Origin of the sequence: Flavobacterium zhairuonense (genome assembly GCF_004352915.1) — a bacterium.
Taxonomy (GTDB): domain Bacteria; phylum Bacteroidota; class Bacteroidia; order Flavobacteriales; family Flavobacteriaceae; genus Flavobacterium; species Flavobacterium zhairuonense.
Map to the genome: position 1 here is coordinate 91,816 of NZ_SJSY01000074.1, position 21,184 is coordinate 112,999.

Sequence of the window (21,184 nt, forward strand, 5' to 3'; positions counted from 1 at the left end):
GTAAAATTTATAGCTTCAATGATTTATATTTAAAACTATAATGGACAAAATATTCAGAATCTAGTTAATAGTAAGAAAAATCTTTGGTAGTTTGATTTTTTTTATTTAAGTTTGAAATACAAAAATATTATAATTTTCAAAAACAAAGTGATACCACAGAGTTCAAGACTGAATTCATAAATGTGTACAAGTCAGTGTTTTTTAAATTATAATATTTTTTTTTATTTAAAAAAGTCCTAAAATTTTTATCTTTAAATGTTATCGGAAATTAGGCTTAGATTTCCTTCATTTTTTAATTCTATTTTCTTCTATCGCCTACTTAAAAGCATTTTAGGCTAGAAATCAGAGATATTCTTCAAAAAAATCTCCAATTAAAAGTTAAAATTATCGATTACAAAACCAAGTAATCGATATGTTTAAAAATTTGCAAAATTATCTCATTCTCGAATTGATAAATTGTCTAATTAAATTTGTACTTTTGCCAAGTTTTTTACACAACTACTTACAAACAACAACAGAATGAATCAAACAAAATATATTTTTGTTACAGGAGGTGTGACCTCTTCATTAGGAAAAGGAATTATCGCGGCATCTTTGGCAAAATTGTTACAAGGAAGAGGATACCGCACAACTATTCAGAAATTTGATCCATACATTAACGTTGATCCGGGGACACTAAACCCGTATGAGCACGGAGAATGTTATGTGACAGATGACGGAGCTGAAACAGACTTAGACTTAGGACACTACGAGCGTTTCTTGAACGTTCCTACTTCTCAGGCTAACAACGTTACAACAGGAAGAGTTTATCTTTCGGTTATTGAAAAGGAAAGAAGAGGAGAATTTTTAGGAAAAACAGTTCAGGTTGTTCCTCATATTACAAACGAAATCAAAGACAGAATGCAGTTGCTAGGTAAATCTGGCGATTATGATATTGTAATTACTGAAATTGGTGGAACTGTTGGTGATATCGAATCGCTACCTTATATAGAGTCTGTTCGTCAATTAGTTTGGGAGTTAGGCGAAAACAACGGAATCGTTATTCATTTAACTTTAGTTCCTTATTTGGCTGCTGCTGGTGAGTTGAAAACAAAACCAACGCAACACTCTGTTAAAACATTGATGGAAAGCGGTATTAAGGCAGATATTTTGGTTTGTAGAACAGAGCATGAATTGTCTCAGGAATTACGCCAAAAATTAGCTTTATTCTGTAATGTAAAGAAAGAAGCAGTAATTCAATCAATTGATGCTTCTACAATATATGAAGTTCCAAATTTAATGCTTGAAGAAGGATTAGACGTTGTGGCTTTGAAGAAATTGGATTTGCCTAAAAAAGCATCTCCGGATCTTAAAAACTGGAACACTTTCTTAAAGAGACTAAAGAGCCCAAAACAAACTGTAAATATTGGTTTGGTTGGTAAATATGTAGAAATGCAGGATTGTTACAAATCTATTTTAGAAGCGTTCATTCATGCAGGAGCTGCAAATGAAACAAAAGTAAACGTAATTTCAATTCACTCAGAGCATATCAATGCTGATAATGTTGAAGAGAAATTAGGAAATCTAGACGGAGTTTTAGTTGCTCCAGGTTTTGGTGAAAGAGGTATTGAAGGAAAAATTGAAGCAGTTCGTTACGTTCGTGAAAATAATATTCCTTTCTTCGGAATTTGTTTAGGAATGCAGATGTCTGTTATCGAATATTCTAGAAATATTTTAGGTTATGCTGAAGCGAATTCAACAGAGATGAATGATAAAACGCCTCATCCGGTTGTGAATTTAATGGAAGAACAGAAAAATGTAACCGATAAAGGAGGAACAATGCGTTTAGGTGCTTGGAAATGTGATATCAAACCAGACACTTTAGCGTACAAAATTTACGGACAAAAAACTATTTCGGAGCGTCACCGCCACCGTTATGAGTACAATAATAAATATGCTGATGAATTACAGAAAGCTGGTTTAAAAGCTTCGGGAGTTAACCCTGATACAGGTTTAGTTGAAATCGTGGAGCTTGAAAATCACCCATTCTTTATTGGTGTACAATACCACCCAGAATACAAAAGTACAGTTGCAAATCCGCACCCAATTTTTGTAAACTTTGTGGCAGCTGCTGTAAATGCGCATAAAAAATAATAATTATATTCTAAGAGACTGTAACTTTTAAATTAAACAGATACTAATAGCCTCAAACGAATAACTTTTTTAAATTAATAATGGAAGAAAAAAAATTAGACCTTAATTCAATCATTGGTTTTGTATTGATATTCGGAATTTTGCTTTGGATTATGTACCAAAATCAACCTTCTGAAAAAGAAATTGCTGCTGAAAAAGCCAAGAAAGAATTAGTTGCTAAACAAGAAGCACAAGCAAAAGCAGATAAAGCAAAAACTGCGTCATTACCAGCTGTGGCTGTAACTCCTGGAGATACACTGCAATTGGCTCAATTGCAAAAAACTTTAGGAGGATTTGCTTATTCAGCAACACTTCCTTCTGCAAAAGAAGCTTTCACTACAATCGAAAACGAGAAGATTAAACTTAAAATTGCTAATAAAGGCGGTTATATTGTTGAGGCTACTTTAAAAGAATTTGAAAAGTTTAAAAAAGGTTCTGGCGAATTAGTTGAGTTAATTAAAAACAACAACTCAAACTTAAATTTACAGCTTCTTACTACAGATAATAGAACATTAAATTCTAAAGATTTGTATTTTGAACCAACATTAGAAAAAGTTGGTGCAGATCAAGTTTTGTCTATGCGTTTAAAAGCGGGAGCAAATGAATTTCTAGAGTATAAATATATTTTGAAACCAAATGATTACTTAGTTGGTTTTGATATTCGTTCTCAAGGTTTAAACAAAGTTTTAAACTCAGCTAAACCATTAAATTTAGAATGGGATTTAAAAACATACAGAAATGAGAAAAGTATTTCGTACGAAGGTCGTTTCTCTCAAATTGATTACAAATACGAAGAATCGAAATACAGTAATGTAAATGGTCAGGGACAAGGTAAAGAGGAGACTCCTGAGAAAGTTAGTTTTGTTGCTTTTAAACAGCACTTTTTTGCGACAATTTTGGCTACTGAAAAACCTTTTGAAACTTCGAAACTGCAGTCAGACAATTTAGTTAAAGACGAAAAAATTGATACTGTCTATACAAAACAATTCAGAGCTAATTTACCTTTAGCATTCTCAAATGGAGAAGTTGATTATAAAATGAGCCTTTATTTTGGTCCAGTAGATTACAAAACATTAAAGTCTTACGACAAAAATTTTGATAAAATCATTCCATTAGGATGGGGGATTTTTGGATGGATCAACAAATGGATTTTTATTCCATTATTCGGATTTTTAAGCTCTACAATAGGATTGTCATTAGGAATTGCGATTATCATTTTTACGATTATTATCAAATTGGCTATGTCGCCAATTACCTATAAGTCATTCTTGTCTCAGGCTAAAATGAAAGTTTTAAGACCTGATATTGCAGAGTTGGGAGAGAAATTCAAAAAAGACCCAATGAAGAAACAACAAGAAACAATGAAATTGTACAACAAAGCAGGAGTTAACCCAATGGCAGGATGTATTCCAGCCTTGATTCAGCTTCCTTTTATGTATGCTTCATTCCAGTTCTTCCCAGCTGCTTTTGAGTTAAGACAAAAAAGCTTCCTTTGGGCAGACGATTTATCATCATTTGATGCTGTTGTAAAATTACCGTTTTCAATACCAGTTTATGGAGATCATATTAGTTTGTTCCCAATCTTGGCAGCGATTGCAATTTTCTTCTACATGAAAATGACTTCGGGAGATCAACAAATGGCAGCGCCTCAACAAGAAGGAATGCCGGATATGGCTAAGATGATGAAAATCATGATTTATGTTTCGCCATTAATGATGTTGCTTTTCTTCAATAATTACGGTGCAGGATTGAGTTTATACAACTTTATTTCAAACTTAATTACAATTGGAATTATGTTTGTGATCAAGAACTATATTGTTGACAGTGAAAAAATTCATGCTCAAATTCAAGAAAATAAATTAAAAGAGCCTAAAAAGCAAAGCAAGTTTCAACAGCGTCTTCAAGAGGTAATGGAACAACAAGAAGCTGCTAAAGCTCAAAAGAAGAAATAATTCAATAAAAAAATCTCGATTTATCGGGATTTTTTTATTTTTAAAATATACTTTATCAGAAGTATTTTTCGTTAAAGCTTAAAATTTAAATTTATTATGATTTATAAAAAAATAGTTGTTGGATTGCTTTTTTTAAATGCATTTTTGGTTTCGGCTCAAGATGTAAATAAAGTTGATGCAGACGGCAAAAAAGACGGGGTTTGGAAAGGAATTTATGAAACTTCAAAACGCCCTCGATATGAAGGAACTTTTAGTCATGGAAAAGAAACCGGAATTTTTAAATTTTTTGATGACACTAAAAAAGGCGATGTAGTTGCAACGCGAGATTTTTCTGCAAATGACGGAAGTTCGTATACTATTTTTTATGATCAGAATAAAAATAAAGTAAGCGAAGGGAAAGAAATAGGGAAAGCTAGAGAAGGAGAATGGAAATATTATCACAAAGCTTCTAAATTGGTGATGACTCTTGAAAATTATAAAAACGGAAAGTTGGAAGGTGTCCGATCTGTTTTTTATCCAGATGGTAAAATTGCTGAAGAAACGACTTATAAGAATGGATTAAAAGACGGAGTTTATAAAAAATATGGTCAAAATGCCATTCTTTTAGAGCAATCAACTTTTAAAGACAATCTATATAATGGAGATGCGATTTTTTATGATTCAGAAGGGATTATGGCATCTAAAGGAAAATTTCTAAATGGCAAAAAAGTTGGTAGATGGCAGTTTTACTTGAAAGGAAAATTGACCAAAGAAATAAACATGAGTGATCCAAAAAGCAATTACCAAGCGGACTCAAAGCCTAAAATGGAATAATAAAACTATATAAGTTAGCGTAAAGTTTTTTTGCCACGAATTCACGAATTAATTTTAGAATAAAAATTCGTGAATTCGTGGCAAACTTTTTTTAAATTTGATTGACTAACATTTTGAAAAATGGATTTAAACGAATTGATTGGAAGGTTTTTATTGTTGTTTTTTTCAATTTTGGCTTTGTATTTTTTCTCTAATCGAAAAGATAACGAAACTATAAATCCATTAATGGTTATTGTGGGATTGTGCACTTTCTCGCTTTGTTATTTGTTTACCAAAATAGAGATTGGAGTCGGAATTGGTTTTGGTTTGTTTGCGATCTTTTCTATTTTAAGATTCAGAACGCAATCTTTTACGGTAAATGCAATTATTTTTCTTTTTGCTACTATTACGCTTTCCATTTTAGATATTATGTATCCTTTTGAGAAGATTGAATTGCTTCTCTTTTTCCAAACAATCATTATTGGGTTTTATATTTTCGCTTCGATGATTGTCAATAAAAAAGTTTCGAAATATTTGAATTCAGTAGATTTGAAAATTCCGCTTGACGATAATTTTTCTTTGAATCAGGAAACCATTCGAAAAATAATTCAGCAGAAAATTAAAATTGACGATTTTGACTTTAGAATTGTCTTAATTAATACAACAGCAAGCGAAATTGACTTATTGGTATTTTATTGATTAGTCGTTAAATGGACGAACTTGTTTGATATATAAGTCTCTCTTTTCTCCAACAATTTTAAACTCAATATCTACAGGATGAAATTGGTTTTTGCGCCAATATCGATACATTTTAGATTCGATTGTTTTGCTGACAGTGTACAATCGGTTCATTTCTTTTCGTGTCAATAATGGTTCGTTATTGTTTAAATTTGAATTAGAAGTATAATCGATTTCAAAATCTTCATCGTCGTTTCCTTCATTGATATGATAGGCGGTAAATTGTTCGCAAACTTCTCCTTTTTCGGGTTTTACGACTGAATTTTCTCCTTTTTGAACATTGACTGTAAATCCGGGAAAATTTCTTCTAAATATATTCTTTGTAATTACAACTCCATTGGCAACTTCTTCAGGAAATGAACGATGTACTAAAACGCCCATAGCAATATTTTGCTGATCGATTCCAAAAAGTTCTCTTTCGTTATACGAAGCTTCGTTCCATACACTAGCCCAGACTTGTTTGATCGCTTTTTCGAAACTTTTTATGCTATCGCCTAAAATTCCCGTTTTAGAATCATATAATCCGGCGCCATTAAAATCATCCAAATCTTCTGCATTTGTTGATGATCTGAATCTGAAGTTTTTAAAAGAGGAATTTTTAAAAGTCTCATTTAGTTTTGCAATCAATTCCGGATCAATTTTTTCTGTTTTGATTGCTTCCCGAATTTCTTTCAGTTTTTTATTTATCCAAGCAGTTGAATCCTTTTTTGGATAATGCAGCAACTCATTTATTAAGCCAGCAATTGATGGTTTCTGAATGTGTTTGGTATAATAATAAAAAGGAATTGCATGTGCATTTTCAGGAGTTTTAAAAGGTGTATCTTTAGAAATGGCGATTAAATAAGCCATATTTTGTGCTTTGGAACCAATATAATTTACTCCTTTTTTGGGAATAGAGGAAAGATCAATAATATCAGTTACAGAATTGTCGATTATTAGAATTTTCTTTTTAGAAGAATTTTTCTGAGCAATCTTTTTTGTTGTTTCTTTCAAATAAAAAGTGTCAATTTCGGTTTTGAATTCTACCTTTTTAGAAAGCAATCTTTTGATGTTGTTGTCTTTGTCAATGTTTTTATAGGCCATTATTGGTATCTTTCGGTTTTTGCCCAAAAGAACTAAGTGACTTAGCGGTGTTTGAAGTTCGTTTACAATTATGCCTTTTGCTTCGGGTAAAATGTTTGGAGTTCCGTCAAGAATAATAATTTCATCCGGATTAGGTTTTATTTTTTCTAAATCTTTTATTTTGTATTGTTTAAGAATTCCAATTGTAGAGCCACCAGCGACTTGCTGATAGGTTATTTCATTAAAAATATAATCTGATTTTACACAAGGAATTTTAAATTTTCCTTCTTGGAATAAGGCTATTTTCTCAGGATCATTGAGGTAAAATTTGAGATTGTTGCCAATAAAAGAACTGTTTTTTACTTGATTATAAAACCACTCGATTTGTGACACTTTCATGTGGTCTGAAGCTGCGAGCTCAAAAATCCATTTCTCAGTTCCTTTGATGTGATTTAAATTTCCGAGCAGATAATCTCTGTCTTTTTCATTGTCACTGTAATTTTCATTATTAAAGACTTCGATGTCTTTATCATAACCCAAATATTCAGTTGCAAATTGATAGTGATGTGAAATAAGTTGGCTGTTGAAATAGTACATTTTTTTCTTTCTCAAATCGTAAACAATTTTTACAGATTCGATATTAGAAAATTTATCAGATAGCGGTTTTCCTTTAAATGCTTTATATGCTTCGTAATCTTTTAGAGAAGATGAATAGCGCTGAGCGCTTAAAGTAGTAAGCGCGAACAGGAAAAATAAGCTGTAGATGTATTTTTTCATGTTTTTGATTTGATGATTAAATGTACTCAAAAAAGTAATAAGTTTTATCTACCGCGGGATTGCTTAAAGTAATCAAAACGTTTGTAAAATTTTCTATTATTTGGTGTACCTTTGCAACCTTGAAAAATTAAAGACTTTAAAATGAAACGTGTAGTTGTTGGACTTTCTGGTGGAGTAGATTCTAGTGTTGCCGCTTATTTATTGCAACAGCAAGGATACGAAGTTATTGGCCTTTTTATGAAAAACTGGCATGATGATTCGGTTACTATTTCTAACGAATGTCCGTGGTTAGAAGATAGTAACGATGCTTTATTAGTAGCCGAAAAACTTGGAATACCGTTTCAAACTGTCGATTTAAGCGAAGAATACAAAGAGAAAATCGTTGATTATATGTTCAACGAGTACGAAAAAGGAAGAACTCCAAATCCTGACGTGCTTTGTAATCGCGAAATCAAATTTGATGTTTTCATGAAAATTGCTTTAAGTCTTGGCGCTGATTATGTTGCAACGGGACATTATTGTCAAAAAAGCGAAATTGAAGTTGACGGAAAGCCCGTTTATCAATTGATTGCCGGAAATGATATCAATAAAGATCAATCGTATTTTTTATGCCAATTGTCTCAAGAACAATTGTCAAAAGCATTGTTTCCAATTGGCGCTTTGACCAAACCAGAAGTTCGTGAAATCGCTGCTGAAATGGAATTGGTAACAGCGGAAAAGAAAGATTCTCAAGGATTATGTTTCATCGGGAAAGTTCGTTTGCCTGAATTTTTACAACAAAAATTACAGCCAAAAGAAGGCAAAATTGTTCAAATTGATAAAAACGATCCAATTTATAATGTTGAAGATACATCTGGATTATCTTTAGAAGAACAATTAAAAATAGAATCTAGAAAACTGAATTATCTTCCAACAATGGGCAAAGTGGTTGGAAAACATCAAGGTGCTCATTATTTTACAGTTGGCCAAAGAAAAGGTTTAAACGTTGGAGGAACTACAGATCCTTTGTTTGTAATTGCGACTGATGTTGATACCAATACTATTTATACAGGTTTATCAAGCAATCATCCTGGCTTGTTTAAAAAAGCTTTGTTTGTTGGGAATTCTGAAGTTCATTGGGTTCGTACAGATTTGACTTTAAAACCTGGCGAATCAAAGGAAGTGATGGCAAGAATTCGTTACCGCCAGCCTTTGCAAAAAGCTGTTTTACATCAATTTGAAGACGGAATGTATGTTCGTTTTGAAGAACCACAATCGGCAATTACTGAGGGTCAGTTTGTTGCGTGGTATTTAGATAATGAATTAGTTGGTTCGGGAGTAATTTCTTAGCTTTATACTTTTTTATAAGAGATTTCTCTTTTTAAAAAAGTAAGTTATGAGATACTATTTTTTCTTTTTTTTATTGCTCTTCACTTCGGCGATGTTTTCGCAGGAAGATGCATGGGTTTATTTTAAAGATAAACCAAGTTCGCAATCCTTCTTAGATAAACCTTCCGATATGCTGACACAGCGTTCTTTAACCAGAAGAACAGCTCAGAATATTGCATTAGATATTACCGATGTTCCTATTGAAAAAACATATCTTTCACAAATAAAATCGAGCACAGGAATTACGGTTTTGGCCAAATCGAAATGGCTAAATGCACTTCATATTAGAGGAACTCAAACTAATATTTCGGCACTTAAATCATTATCTTTTGTTGATAAAGTTGTTTTTACAAACAAAACTTTGAATACAGGAAAAAGAGTTAATGAAAATATTTCTGCTCGTACAAACGATAAGCTTAAAACAACTATTGATTATGCTTACGGAAATTCCGCTAACCAAATCCAAATGCTTAACGGACAGACTTTACATAAACAAAATTATACAGGATCTGGAAAAATTATTGCGGTTTTAGATGCAGGTTTTCCGGGTGTAAATACAGCACAACCTTTTCAGAATCTTCAAACAAATAACAGAATTTTAGGCGGTTATGATTTTGTAAATCGAAATGCCAATTTTTATACTGGCGATGATCACGGAACATTAGTACTTTCAACTATGGGTGGCTACAAAGAGAACTCATTGGTTGGTACGGCACCAGATGCGTCATACTATTTGTTTATTACTGAAAACGATGCATCTGAAAATCCAATAGAGGAATCGCTTTGGGTTGAAGCAGCAGAAAAAGCAGACAGTCTTGGTGTTGATATTATTACAACTTCGTTAGGTTATTTTGAGTTTGATAAAGCAGGTGAAAGCCATACTTATAGCGACATGAATGGAAGTACAACTTTTATTTCGCGCGGAGCTGAAATGGCTTTTAGTAAAGGAATAATTGTATTAGCTTCGGCAGGAAATGAAGGAAGAACTACTGAACCACATATTGGGGCTCCTGCTGATGCAGTTTCGGTTTTAGCTGTTGGTTCTGTCACTTCGGCAAAAGTAAAGTCTGATTTTAGTTCCATTGGGCCAAGTTTTGACAATCGGATTAAGCCAGATATTATGGCTCAGGGAACCGCAACAGTAATTTCAGATGCTTCGGGAAATATTGGCACTGCAAACGGAACATCGTTTTCATGTCCGGTTATGGCGGGAATGGTTGCGTGTCTATGGCAGGCCCTTCCAACAAAAACAAATAAAGAAATCAGGCAAATGATTTTGCAATCAGCTGATCGATATAGTGTTCCTGATAATAATTATGGTTACGGAATTCCAAATTTTGGCGCAAATTTAGGAATTGATGATTTCGCTGTATCTTCGTCTTTCTCTGTATTTCCAAATCCGGCTAAAACAATGATTACTTTTTCGTTTTCGGAAGGAAATTATGATGCTTCTGTCGTTATTTATTCGGTTTTAGGACAAAAATTAATTGAAAAAAAAATCACAAATCAAAATCCATTTCTTTCTGTTGAAGCGTTAAACGGCGGTCTCTATTTTTATACTTTTGATGCCGACGGTTTACATAAGACAGGAAAGATAATTAAACAATAACAGCATATTTGCATGAATAAAATTACACAGCTTTTTAATATAAAGTATCCCATAATTCAAGGCGGAATGATCTGGAACAGCGGTTATAAATTGGCTTCGGCGGTTAGTAATGCTGGTGGTTTGGGCCTGATAGGTGCAGGCTCAATGTATCCTGAAGTTTTGAGAGAACATATTCAAAAATGTAAAAAAGCTACTGATAAACCTTTTGGAGTCAATATTCCAATGTTGTATCCAAATATTGAAGAAATCATGAATATTGTTGTTGAAGAAGGCGTGAAAATCGTGTTTACTTCGGCAGGAAATCCTAAAACGTGGACTTCATTTTTGAAAGAAAAAGGAATTACCGTTGTGCATGTAGTCAGCAGCAGTACATTTGCTTTAAAAGCTCAAGATGCAGGTGTAGATGCAGTTGTAGCCGAAGGTTTTGAAGCAGGAGGACACAACGGACGTGAAGAAACTACAACATTGACTTTGATCCCGATGGTTAGGGAAAAAATTCAAATTCCGCTTATTGCAGCTGGTGGAATTGCCACAGGAAGAGGAATGTTGGCCGCAATGATTCTTGGTGCAGATGGTGTACAAGTAGGAAGTCGTTTTGCCGCATCAATTGAATCTTCGGCGCACAATAATTTCAAAGAAACAATAGTTAAGTTAAAAGAAGGCGATACGCATTTGACTTTGAAAGAATTAGCTCCTGTTAGATTGGTGAAAAATAAATTTTATCAAGATGTTCAGGATTTATACGAAAAATGCCCTTCAAAAGAAGAATTAATACAGCTTTTGGGAAGAGCAAGAGCTAAAAAAGGAATGTTTGAAGGCGATCTTGACGAAGGTGAACTTGAAATTGGACAAATTGCTGGACTGATTCATGAAATTTTGCCTGTAGAGCAAATTGTGCAACAAATGATAGCTGAATTTGAGAAAGCAAGAAATGAAAAAGCTACATTTGAATTTTAATTTTAGGTAAGAAATATTTTATGAATTTTATTCAGACTTCTATAGTAATATTGTTTTTTGTTTTTGGACTGCAAAAAGCCCAAAGCCAATCCTATCATTTTAAGACCTCAGGTTTTAGTGTTTTAGAGAAAAATGAAAGAGGGAAGTGGGGCGAATGGTCTAATCTTGATTTGGTGAATTTAAGTGTGGTTTTAGACACCAACAAACACCGAATTGTAGTGTATTCTCAAGAAATTCAGCTTTTTAATATTTTGGATTATATCGAAAGAGAAGAAAACGAAACAGATATTACGTATTCTTTTATGTGTAAAGACAATGACGGGAAAGAATGCAAACTCTCAATTATAACCCGTAAAAAACAAGATTTCAGAAAACAGCTTTATATTAACTACGACGACCATATTATTGTTTATAACATTTTTTCAGTATAGATTTGAATAATGTCATAAAATTATAATTTTAAAGATTATACTAATTTATAATCCAATTTTGTGATATGAGAATTTCAAAAATTCATGTAAAAGAAGAAATTACCAAGACCAAAAATTTAGAAGAAATTAATTTGATTAGAAAATCTTTAGGTCCGACAGTTGCTTTAGTAGGAAAAAATGGAGCCGGAAAATCAAGAATTTTGCATTTTGTTGAATCATATATACAGACTATTAGCCCTATAGATTTTTTAAAAGACCACATCCTGCATTTGCCACAATCAATTACAAGAGGTCAAGAAAAAAATTTAATAAATGCCAAATCTGCGTTAAAGCTAATTAATAATAATATTAGTGATCAGCAAAATCAAGCTTATTTAATTCAAGCACAAAATTTTATAGGACCAATTTATCAAAATCTTCAAAGATTGGGTAAAGGGTTTGTTAAATTTGTTGATAATGATGATTTGAAAAACATCAAACTAAGTGTGAATAATGCCAAAAGTCTATCTTTTGAGCAGATTCTAAATAATGAGCACTTAAAAAGTAATTTACCGCCAAATAATAATCAAAATAGTTTGTTAAATGAATTCACAGCGTTAAATACTCAATCTACGATAGAATATTTTACAAAATTGACGCACGAAATCATTGGGGAGGAGTTTAATTTATATATCAAAAACAGAGATAATCCTCAAGTAATTATTGATGAAATCAAAAAACAAAAAGCTTTTCAATTATTTAGTCTGTTTCAAGATTATGTGAAAAAATTCTTAGGAAAGGAATTTTCATATCAACAAACGGCACAAGGGAATACTTTAAACAGTATTCTACATTATAATAACTTGCCATTCAATTTAGATCAGTTTTCGCCAGGACAAAAGACATTATTTGCCTATGCCATTTTATTTTTTTATTTAGACGTAAATTCTCAAACTAATATCCGAGATAGTATAATAATAATTGATGAGCCTGAAAAACATTTACATCCAGAGGCTCAAATAACGTTGATAAATGCGTTAAAAAGCATTATTTCGAAATCTGGCCAACTTTGGATTGCTACTCATTCAGTTCATATTTTATCACATCTAGAATATGATGAAATTATGATGGTGAAAGACAATAAAATTATACCACCATCAAGAACTACTCCAGGTAAATCGTTTAATGATCTTATGGGGCTTGATAATCATATTGATGAATTAATATGTTTTATAAATTCTATTTCTGAATGGGCATATGGAAACTTCATGACTCAATGTTTTAAAGAACCAGATGTAATTTTTGGTAATGATCCTAATGATCCTCAATTTAAATTGTTTAAAGAATTTATCGCGCAAAAAACTAAAATTAATTTGTTAGATTTTGGAGCAGGTAAAGGGAGAATTGGATACACCTTAAATGAAGATGAAGTCGTTTCTGAAAAAACAATTTATTCTGCATTTGAACCTGATAAAGGAAATTATGAGATGTTAAATAATGTGCCTAATATTGAAAAAATTTACTCTTTACCAACCGAGATACCAGACAATTATTTTGATTGTGTTTTATTGTGTAATGTATTACATGAAATTCACCCTCAAGAGTGGGAAGATTCTTTAAAAACTGCGAAGAGAGTATTGAAAGATGATGGTTATCTATTAATAGTAGAAGATAGATATTTGCCGAAAGGTGAAAATGCACATCAATTCGGATATTTAATTTTAGGAGCGGAAGAGACGCAAATTTTATTAAATACTGATGTAGTTTTAGAATTAAAGCTGGAAGAAGAAGAATTTAAAGAAAGAATTTTATTTAATGCATTTAAAAAGGATGATATCAATCCTGATAAAGATTCTATAGTTAATTCTATAAAAAAACTTAAAGAGAATTCTTTTTATAATTTGAAGTTATTAAGAAAGACTACACAAGATGCCAATCAAGGGAGAAGGTATGCAAATGAAACACAACTTTATATTAATTCTCAGCTTGCTTTAGAAGTTTTAAACCTCTAAATATGAATACATCCATATTAGATGGATTTTTAAAACAAATCCGACAAATTTTAAATATGTCGGATTTAGTTTTTTATATAATTCTAAAATTTACTGCGTTACAATAACTACAATTTTATTGAAATCGGCAGCGGCGTTGATTACGGCTTTGTATTGATCAAAACTTGATAAAGGGTAATTTACAATATTATAAAACTCAGTGTTCTCAATTGTAACTTCATTTTTGTTTTGTGAAAAATTGCTTGTAAATGCAGCCTCAGTTTTACCGTTTAAATCGGTTTTGAAGTCCATTATAAACTTATCCAAGTTTTTGATTTTTGCTCCTTCTGGCAAAACGATTTTTATTTTTCTAGTGTAATAGTGCGGATAATCAATCTCTACAGGAAGAACACGTTTGTTTTCTTGGTAGAATTCCATTTGTCTTCCGATAGTTTGTCCTACTGAAAATAAGTAATTTTCTCCTGCTTTCTGGATCATATCTTTTCCATCAAAAGTCAGGTTTAGTTTATATGGTTTCTTGCCAATAAATTCTGTACCGTCATTTTCTGTTGTAAGCGTTTTATATTCGCTTTGAAGGGTATAATTTTCAGAAATACTTTTCAGCATGGTTTTGTATTGATCTGCCGAAACGAAATCTTTTATAGGCTGAAAATTCATTCCAGAATATCCTCCATAAGTCATAACACTTGTGATTGTTGGGTTTTCAAGGTCTTTTGTGAAATCGACTGTGATGTCCATAAAATCGTGTGTAATTTCTGTTCCTGGAATTTCAATAAAATTAACTTCTCCAATTCCCATTGAAACACCTGCAAAAACTTTTTCTTTTATGAATAAACCATTGTTGTTTCCTAAGTAATTAGGAAATAAAGGCAAACGGTATTCGATTTCAGTTGGTGAAAGATATTTTTTGATTGCAGGAAAATAAAACAAGAAATCGTTTAAGTTTTCATAGCTTTCAAAATCCTTGTCAAAAGGAACTTTGTAACGGCTAGAAGTAAAAACTAGATTTTGTTCTATTTTGAAATATTTGAAAACAGCAACATATAATTTTATAATATCAACACTGTTCGCTTGCTTTGTACTGATTACATCCGTCAGCGAAGGCTTCATGTCAGTATATTTATCATATATGATTGTTTTTTTGATTTTGTTTTCGATATTCCAAATCTGCTCCTGAGGATCTTTTGATTCTGGAATTGAGCTGCAGAAAGATGCGATCGCTTTTTCTTGTTTTTTATCTAAAACAGGATTGATTCTTTCATAAGTCATTGTTGCAAATTCCTTGAAATTATTCAAGTTTTTTCCTCCATTGAATAAATTTGCATCCAATTTGTATCGGAAAAGTTTAAGTTTGACATCCCAGTTTGAGTATTCTTCATCATCTTTTAAAGCTGGAATATCTTTTTCAGAAACGCTGATTACTTTTTTATTTTCCAATTTTTTGTCATCCACAACAGCTTCGCTCAAACCATTATAAGATTTGGTTTTAAAAACAAGATGCGCTGGCGTAATTAATTCAAAACTAAGGTCGGCAATAGGATACTCATCTTGCATTTTGATGGTATTTCCTTTTAAGTCCGGCATTTCTTGCAGCACATAAAGCTTTTCAATTACGGCTCCTTTTTCAAGTCCGTTGATCGCAAAATAGTTGTATTTCATTCCTTTTTCTTGATCAACTTCTTCTTTAATGTCTTTTTTGTCTAGACTGATGATTTTTCCATTTTTCAGAATTACACGAACTTTAGTAACAAGTACATTTTCGTTGTCTCCAAACGGAATATAAATTTTGTTGTTGCGCTCGATGGCATCATCTGAGTTGATGTATTTTTTTTCATGAATCAAGCGAAACTGTGTTACATTGTTTTTATCGACAGCAACTTCAATTTTTACAGTTCGATTAAGAATGAATTCTTTCTCGTTTTCATATTTTTTTGGAACGTCGATTTTTACATCTTTTTCATTCCAGTCATAATTTTTGAAACTATAATCTTGCGCAAAAAAGACTGAAGTGCACAGTAATGCGACAAAGGTAAAAATGGTTTTAAGGAAGTTTTTTTTCATTATTTTCAAGTAGAATTATGGTTTCGCTATAGTTAGTTTTTAGTTTTTTGATGGTTTCATTCCAAGGCTCAAAATCGGGTTTGTTGAGCAATAATTTCTTTTGCTGTAAATTGACATTCAAATAGAGCATATTGCTTTTTACTTCATATGCAAAATGCGCTTTCAAATAATCATTGTCGATGTCAAAATCTTTTGGGAGATATTTGATTTTGTAGTTTTTTGGGATTTCCAATACATATTGTGTTGAAAATTGAGTCAGATATTCAAATTCATATTGTGCAACTCTGTCTTTTGCAAGATTCGAACGGTCAAAGAATTTGTCCAAAAACATATTCAGATAAATCTCTTTGTCCACTTTTACAATATAATTGTCGAGATCAAAATTGTAATCGATGATGTACGGCAGATTTTTATCCGATAAATTTTCTTCTTTATAATCTTTTAAAATGAATTTGTTGTTTCCTTTTAAAACCAAAGATTTGATCATTTCCTGACGCGCTTTATTTGACGCATCGCCAATTTGCATTAAAATATGGCTTCGGTTGTAACCAAAACGTTCCATTTTTGCATTTCCAATCAATTTGCTGTTTTCGATTTTTAAATTGACAGTTTCCTTGATCTCATTTTGATTTGCCGGAACAACTGGAACTGGGTAAATTTTGTATTGGTTATTTTCGTTGAAAAGCACTTCTTTTCCTTGAATAAAAGCTGTTGGAATGCCATATCGTGTTTCTTTGTCAGTTCCGTCCAAAAAGATATATTGATCGCCTTTTTTATAAATGGCAATCATATGATTATCTACAGATGGAGTCGCCAAATCATTATAAGAATACGGAATACTGCGCGTTCCTATCCAAGCCAAAGTAACATCTTTCACACCTGCATAGTGTGCCATGCTGGAAATAATGCTGGCCATATCTTTGCAATCTCCAAATTTTCGCTCAAAAACCAGACTTGCTTCACGCGGAATAAATCCTTCATAACCATTTTCAAAAGCAATGTATTTGATGTTATCCTTTACCCAGTAAAAAATGCTTTTTACTTTTTCTTCATTAGTAGTTTTGTCTTTTGTAATGTCTAGCGTAAGTGCTTTTAATTCAGGGTCTTCTTTTTTGTTTAGGTCTTTTACAAAATCCCTGTAATAGTTGAACAATTCTGTAATTGTGCCTAAAACCGGTGTTGTTATATTGTTGATTGTATATTCTTTAATATAAAAATCAACATGCGGAATTTGATATAAATAACCTGGAGCGCCATCTTCGTATTTGGCAGCTTTTATGTCAGATAATGTCCATCTATGAATCCATTTTCCTTTCTTTTCTGTTTTAGAATAGGTAATGGTTTTGTTTGGATCATTGAAAATTTTATAATCAATAACCACATTTTTGTCGGTTCGTACTTCTAAAGTCGAATTTTGGATTGGCATATTATCGCCAAATATAAATTTATGCAATAAATGCGGATCTAAAAATTGCGATTGATAATTGTACACTTTTTTGGCGCCCATTTCCAAATTCGGAAAAGTAAGTTGACGCTCTTTTACACCATTGTAAAAAATTGAGTTTGACTGAGACTGTTTTTCAATAGTCTGAGTTACTTTTATTTTCTTCTCTTTTCCGTTTTCATTAACCACGGTATAAGCGTCATAACTTTTAAGCGGAATCAAATCTGAATAAGAGAAAGATTCTTTATTATTGATTATTCCATTCTGTGTTAAAATCATGGATTCATAATGACTGTCATCGATGATTTTTAAACCATTGTTCTCAATAGAAATATCATAAATTTCAGTGTTATCCAAGATGATTTCATTGTGATCTGGATACAAGTCTTTTATTTCCTGAAATGATTTTTGAGCGATACCTAAAACAGAATACAGACAAAAGAACGCACTCAGAATTAAAGATTTATTTGATGACGTCAACCAATTCATCTGAATCATATTTTTTGGTTTGTACTAATTTACCAGCATTATAAATCAAAGTATTCCCATGTAATTCGTCATTTTTGAAAGAAACACTAGCCCATAATTGTCCGTCTTCTTTAAAATACTGTTGTGGTCCTTCGAAGTTGTTGTTTGAAAAATGCTCTTTTTTATATGGTTTTCCATTTGCATAATATTCAACACGCTCTCCGTCTAGATTGCTGTTGTTGTAATTGCATTCGTATTCAGGTTTTTCATCAATATTGTTAATTACAAATTTGCCGTGTAGTTGACCTTTGTTCAAAGTTAATTCAATAGCAGGTTTTCCGTTTGGATAATTTGATACAATCGTTGCAGTTTGATTTTTGATTGGAGTTTTTTCAGTCAATTCACCAGTTTTGCTTCTTGAAATAAAATATTGGGGCATATTATTTTCAAAGCCAATAATCAATAAAGCTTCACCTTTCTGATTGTAATAAGTAGTTTCGCCTTCTCTCGAATCATTAACCATTGAATTTTCCATCATTTTCGATTTGTTGTTGTAGTAACGAACCGATTTTCCATTTTCAGCTCCAAAAGAATATTCTTCGACAGTTTTTAAATTCCCAACATAATCATATTGTTTAGCGGTTCCATTTAGTTTACCACAATAGTAGTTTTGTTCCACCAAAAGCGATCCAACCGGACTGTATTTTTTATATAAATTATGAAGTTTTCCATTAACGTATTCTGCATCTAACATATTAGCCTTGAATTTGTCCTGCATAATCAGCTTTCCATTCAAGATTCCGTTTTTCATTTCGCAGTTTTTAGTGTACGCACCATTATTGAATGCTAAATTGAATTTTCCGGTTTTGTTTTTATAGTCAAAATCGTTTTCCAACTTTTGATCAGGGGCAAACGTTTTTTTGTTGGTCATATAATCATTCACATAATGTTCGATCGATGCAATATTTCCGTTTTGGAAATAAACAAACTTATCATTTACAACATTATTTTCAGACATAAAACCTTCAGTGCTTACTTTTCCATTAGGATACAAAACTTGAAAAGGACCATTTTGCTTTCCTTTTTCGTAGTTGTAAATTTGGTTAAGATTAGCTGCGTCATACACTTCATAGCGTCCGTTTAAAGTGTCATTTGAAAAATTCGAAATCGTTGAAATTTCTCCACCTTGATTGTAGCTTGTACTTAAACCGCTGTTTTTTCCATTAACATAAAATTCTTTCAAGCGAGGCAACCCAGAAGAAAACAAGTAGTTCCATTCGCCTGTTTTTTTTCCTTTTTCAAAATCTCCTTTAATTCGTAATGTTCCATCAAAGTTTTTCATTTCAAAACCTTTTTTGGCAACACTTACCTCAGTTCCTTTAGGAGCATCTGCAGTATATTGAATTCCTGTTTTTAATTCGCCGGCTTTGTATTTTTCTTCAAAATATTTGTTTCCAGCCGTATCAAAGCAACTGTAATTTTCTAAAACACCCTTAGGAGCATATAAACTTTCAGCCGATTTTTTTCCATTTTCATAATAATCAGTTGATTTTGAAACATTGCCAAGCGCACAAATGTTTTCTCTTTCTAAAGTTTTGTTTGCATAATATGTTTTATAGCTTCCTTCAATAAAACCATTTTTATATACTGCTTCAGATTTTAAAGTTTTGCCATCAAAATATTCAGCATAATTTCCTTCAATTTTATCATCCTTGCAATTGTATGTTTCAGTCAAATCTCCAGCTTCATTGTATGAATTGTATTTACCACTTAATTTTCCGTTAGCAAAATCAATTTCATTTTTCTTAGTTCCATTTTCGTGCAAGCAGATTAAAGTACCATTTCGTTCTCCGTTTGTAAAGTTTATTTCGCAGTTTTTGCCGCCATTTGGATAATACGAAGTACTGATTCCGTCTAGTTTGTCATCTTTGTAAGTTTCAAACAATGAGATGTTTCCGTTTTCATAGTAAGTAGTTCTTTCTCCATTTAGTTTTCCGGCTGTAAAAGATTTCTCTTCAGTAAGTCGGCCTTTTTGATCATAATATTTTTGATGCCCGTCTAATTCTCCGTTTTTAAAACTAAGCTCACCATTTACATTTCCAAATGCATTTAAATATTTGCATTTTCCGTTAAATTCGCCATTAACTTGCGGACCAATAATAAATGGTCTTTCGTTTCTGATGCTGACTACAACTTCTTCATTTTTACCAAAAAGATCTAAATTTCTTTTACCAAAAACACTCCAAAAACCTTTTTGTACATAGTCGTCATTAAATGACATTAATTTCTTCTTTTGCTTGTTTAATTCTTTCCCAATTTTATCTTCAAGAGAAAGCAAACTGTAGTAAGAGTAATTTTCCAGCTGATTTTTTTCAACCATATCTTTTACCCACGGAATGTATGTAGTTTCAAAAAAACCGTCTCCCATTTTATGTTCCAAAGTATATTCGGCAACTGCTTGTACTTGACGTGTTATTTTGTCATCAATGCTTGATTTTATTTTATATACTTTTTTCAATGGCAATTGATTTCTCAAAATAGTTTCGATTTCTTCAAAATTATCTCCAGATTTTGAGAAAACCAGTTTGTTTTCTGCTAAATAATTTTGCCCGAAATTCTCATTCAATTGCAATACGGCTTTACTGGCAAATTGTCCAGTAGGAGCAATCGCAAGGTAGCTCATCAAAGCAAGAGTTCCTTCGGTAATTTTTCCATTTTCAAATGCCATAATTCCCAATAAATAATGGGCTGAAGCATAATTAGGATCATTTGTAACAATACGTTTTAATATATCTAGTGCCTTTTGTGTCTCCTCTTTACGAATATAAAGGATTGCAAAGTTGTACTGAAAGGTTGAAAAATTCCCTATGTATTTTTCACCTTCTTTAAAGATTTTTTCTGATAATTCGTATTCTTTTTCGTTGCTTAAAAAGATGGCGTACATTTTATACAATTCTGGAAATTCCTGCATTTTTCCTTTCGCATATAAATCTTCTAAAAAAGCTTTGAGTTCGCTCTTTTTTTCCTGCGCATTAAGGACTAAGCCAATCTCATATTGTGCGTTTAAGTAGCGTGGATCAATTTTACTGATTTTTTGATATTCTTTTAAGGCTTCATCATATTTTTTGTCATCATACAATTTTTCACCTTTTTTGATTATTGAATCGTTGTTGTAAACAAAAGCATAATCAGTTTGTGCATAGTTTTTTGAAAATGAAACTAATAAAAACAGCAGTAAAATTTTTTTCATTATAGTTTTTGGTTTTTTCAAATATAGAGATTTTGTTCAAATCTTCATCTATTATAGGTATTTCTTTATTAATTATTTTCAAATATCTTAAAAATCAAACAAATCTGTTGTC

13 protein-coding genes are annotated in these 21,184 nt (G+C 31.9%); 9 read left to right on the plus strand and 4 right to left on the minus strand.

Annotated elements, in window-relative coordinates; translation table 11 throughout:
- The first annotated feature begins 519 nt into the window (after nucleotides 1-519).
- The 4 genes from EYY60_RS14715 to EYY60_RS14730 all read left to right on the plus strand — a co-directional run bounded on the left by EYY60_RS14715 (nucleotide 520) and on the right by EYY60_RS14730 (nucleotide 5,615).
- A complete protein-coding gene (locus EYY60_RS14715) occupies nucleotides 520-2,133 on the plus strand; it encodes a CTP synthase (RefSeq protein ID WP_132990081.1) in 1,614 nt (537 codons plus the stop codon).
- 80 nt (nucleotides 2,134-2,213) lie between these two features.
- Complete coding sequence (gene yidC / locus EYY60_RS14720; RefSeq protein WP_132990082.1) at nucleotides 2,214-4,124, plus strand: membrane protein insertase YidC; 1,911 nt, start codon at nucleotides 2,214-2,216, stop codon at nucleotides 4,122-4,124.
- Nucleotides 4,125-4,220: 96 nt separating this feature from the next.
- Complete coding sequence (locus EYY60_RS14725) at nucleotides 4,221-4,937, plus strand: toxin-antitoxin system YwqK family antitoxin (RefSeq protein WP_132990083.1); 717 nt, start codon at nucleotides 4,221-4,223, stop codon at nucleotides 4,935-4,937.
- 120 nt (nucleotides 4,938-5,057) lie between these two features.
- A complete protein-coding gene (locus EYY60_RS14730; protein WP_132990084.1) occupies nucleotides 5,058-5,615 on the plus strand; it encodes a DUF4956 domain-containing protein in 558 nt (185 codons plus the stop codon).
- On the opposite strand, the gene EYY60_RS14735 is transcribed toward EYY60_RS14730, so the two are convergent.
- Nucleotides 5,616-7,493 carry a PEP/pyruvate-binding domain-containing protein gene (locus EYY60_RS14735; protein WP_132990085.1) on the minus strand — a complete coding sequence of 626 codons (1,878 nt, stop codon included), beginning with the start codon at nucleotides 7,491-7,493 and terminating at the stop codon, nucleotides 5,616-5,618.
- Between the two features lie 141 nt (nucleotides 7,494-7,634).
- Between EYY60_RS14735 and mnmA the strand changes: the two genes are divergently transcribed.
- The 5 genes from mnmA (at nucleotide 7,635) to EYY60_RS14760 (ending at nucleotide 13,849) form a co-directional block, all read left to right on the plus strand.
- On the plus strand, nucleotides 7,635-8,822 hold the full coding sequence (gene mnmA, locus EYY60_RS14740) for a tRNA 2-thiouridine(34) synthase MnmA (protein WP_132990086.1): 1,188 nt from the start codon (nucleotides 7,635-7,637) through the stop codon (nucleotides 8,820-8,822).
- Nucleotides 8,823-8,868: 46 nt separating this feature from the next.
- On the plus strand, nucleotides 8,869-10,470 hold the full coding sequence (locus EYY60_RS14745) for a S8 family serine peptidase (RefSeq protein WP_132990087.1): 1,602 nt from the start codon (nucleotides 8,869-8,871) through the stop codon (nucleotides 10,468-10,470).
- 12 nt (nucleotides 10,471-10,482) lie between these two features.
- Nucleotides 10,483-11,427 (plus strand): NAD(P)H-dependent flavin oxidoreductase, encoded by a 945-nt coding sequence (locus EYY60_RS14750; protein WP_132990088.1) that lies wholly within the window; start codon nucleotides 10,483-10,485, stop codon nucleotides 11,425-11,427.
- A 20-nt stretch (nucleotides 11,428-11,447) separates the two neighbouring features.
- The gene (locus tag EYY60_RS14755; RefSeq protein ID WP_132990089.1) at nucleotides 11,448-11,858 is read left to right on the plus strand and encodes a hypothetical protein; all 411 of its coding nucleotides are present in this window, start codon (nucleotides 11,448-11,450) and stop codon (nucleotides 11,856-11,858) included.
- A gap of 65 nt (nucleotides 11,859-11,923) precedes the next feature.
- Nucleotides 11,924-13,849: an AAA family ATPase gene (locus EYY60_RS14760; protein WP_132990090.1), complete on the plus strand. Its 1,926-nt coding sequence runs from the start codon at nucleotides 11,924-11,926 to the stop codon at nucleotides 13,847-13,849.
- A gap of 90 nt (nucleotides 13,850-13,939) precedes the next feature.
- On the opposite strand, the gene EYY60_RS14765 is transcribed toward EYY60_RS14760, so the two are convergent.
- From EYY60_RS14765 to EYY60_RS14775, 3 genes are read right to left on the minus strand one after another with little or no spacing between them, the layout of a single operon-like run.
- Entirely contained in the window at nucleotides 13,940-15,910 is a 1,971-nt protein-coding gene (locus EYY60_RS14765; RefSeq protein WP_132990091.1) for a DUF3857 domain-containing protein, read from the minus strand.
- A complete protein-coding gene (locus tag EYY60_RS14770; RefSeq protein ID WP_162847891.1) occupies nucleotides 15,891-17,843 on the minus strand; it encodes a DUF3857 domain-containing protein in 1,953 nt (650 codons plus the stop codon). The genes EYY60_RS14765 and EYY60_RS14770 overlap by 20 nt, the downstream gene beginning before the upstream one ends.
- Nucleotides 17,818-21,072, minus strand: coding sequence for a toxin-antitoxin system YwqK family antitoxin (locus tag EYY60_RS14775; protein WP_132990093.1), 3,255 nt, complete (start codon nucleotides 21,070-21,072; stop codon nucleotides 17,818-17,820). Before EYY60_RS14775 ends, EYY60_RS14770 begins: the two co-directional genes overlap by 26 nt.
- Nucleotides 21,073-21,184: the final 112 nt, after the last annotated feature.

Coding starts and splice junctions, on each gene's coding strand:
- EYY60_RS14760 (WP_132990090.1), top strand. CDS start 11,924: ATGAGAATTTCAAAAATTCATGTAAAAGAAGAAATTACCAAGACCAAA.
- EYY60_RS14755 (WP_132990089.1), top strand. CDS start 11,448: ATGAATTTTATTCAGACTTCTATAGTAATATTGTTTTTTGTTTTTGGA.
- EYY60_RS14750 (WP_132990088.1), top strand. CDS start 10,483: ATGAATAAAATTACACAGCTTTTTAATATAAAGTATCCCATAATTCAA.
- EYY60_RS14715 (WP_132990081.1), top strand. CDS start 520: ATGAATCAAACAAAATATATTTTTGTTACAGGAGGTGTGACCTCTTCA.
- mnmA (WP_132990086.1), top strand. CDS start 7,635: ATGAAACGTGTAGTTGTTGGACTTTCTGGTGGAGTAGATTCTAGTGTT.
- EYY60_RS14745 (WP_132990087.1), top strand. CDS start 8,869: ATGAGATACTATTTTTTCTTTTTTTTATTGCTCTTCACTTCGGCGATG.
- yidC (WP_132990082.1), top strand. CDS start 2,214: ATGGAAGAAAAAAAATTAGACCTTAATTCAATCATTGGTTTTGTATTG.
- EYY60_RS14765 (WP_132990091.1), bottom strand. CDS start 15,910: ATGAAAAAAAACTTCCTTAAAACCATTTTTACCTTTGTCGCATTACTG.
- EYY60_RS14770 (WP_162847891.1), bottom strand. CDS start 17,843: ATGAATTGGTTGACGTCATCAAATAAATCTTTAATTCTGAGTGCGTTC.
- EYY60_RS14730 (WP_132990084.1), top strand. CDS start 5,058: ATGGATTTAAACGAATTGATTGGAAGGTTTTTATTGTTGTTTTTTTCA.
- EYY60_RS14735 (WP_132990085.1), bottom strand. CDS start 7,493: ATGAAAAAATACATCTACAGCTTATTTTTCCTGTTCGCGCTTACTACT.
- EYY60_RS14725 (WP_132990083.1), top strand. CDS start 4,221: ATGATTTATAAAAAAATAGTTGTTGGATTGCTTTTTTTAAATGCATTT.
- EYY60_RS14775 (WP_132990093.1), bottom strand. CDS start 21,072: ATGAAAAAAATTTTACTGCTGTTTTTATTAGTTTCATTTTCAAAAAAC.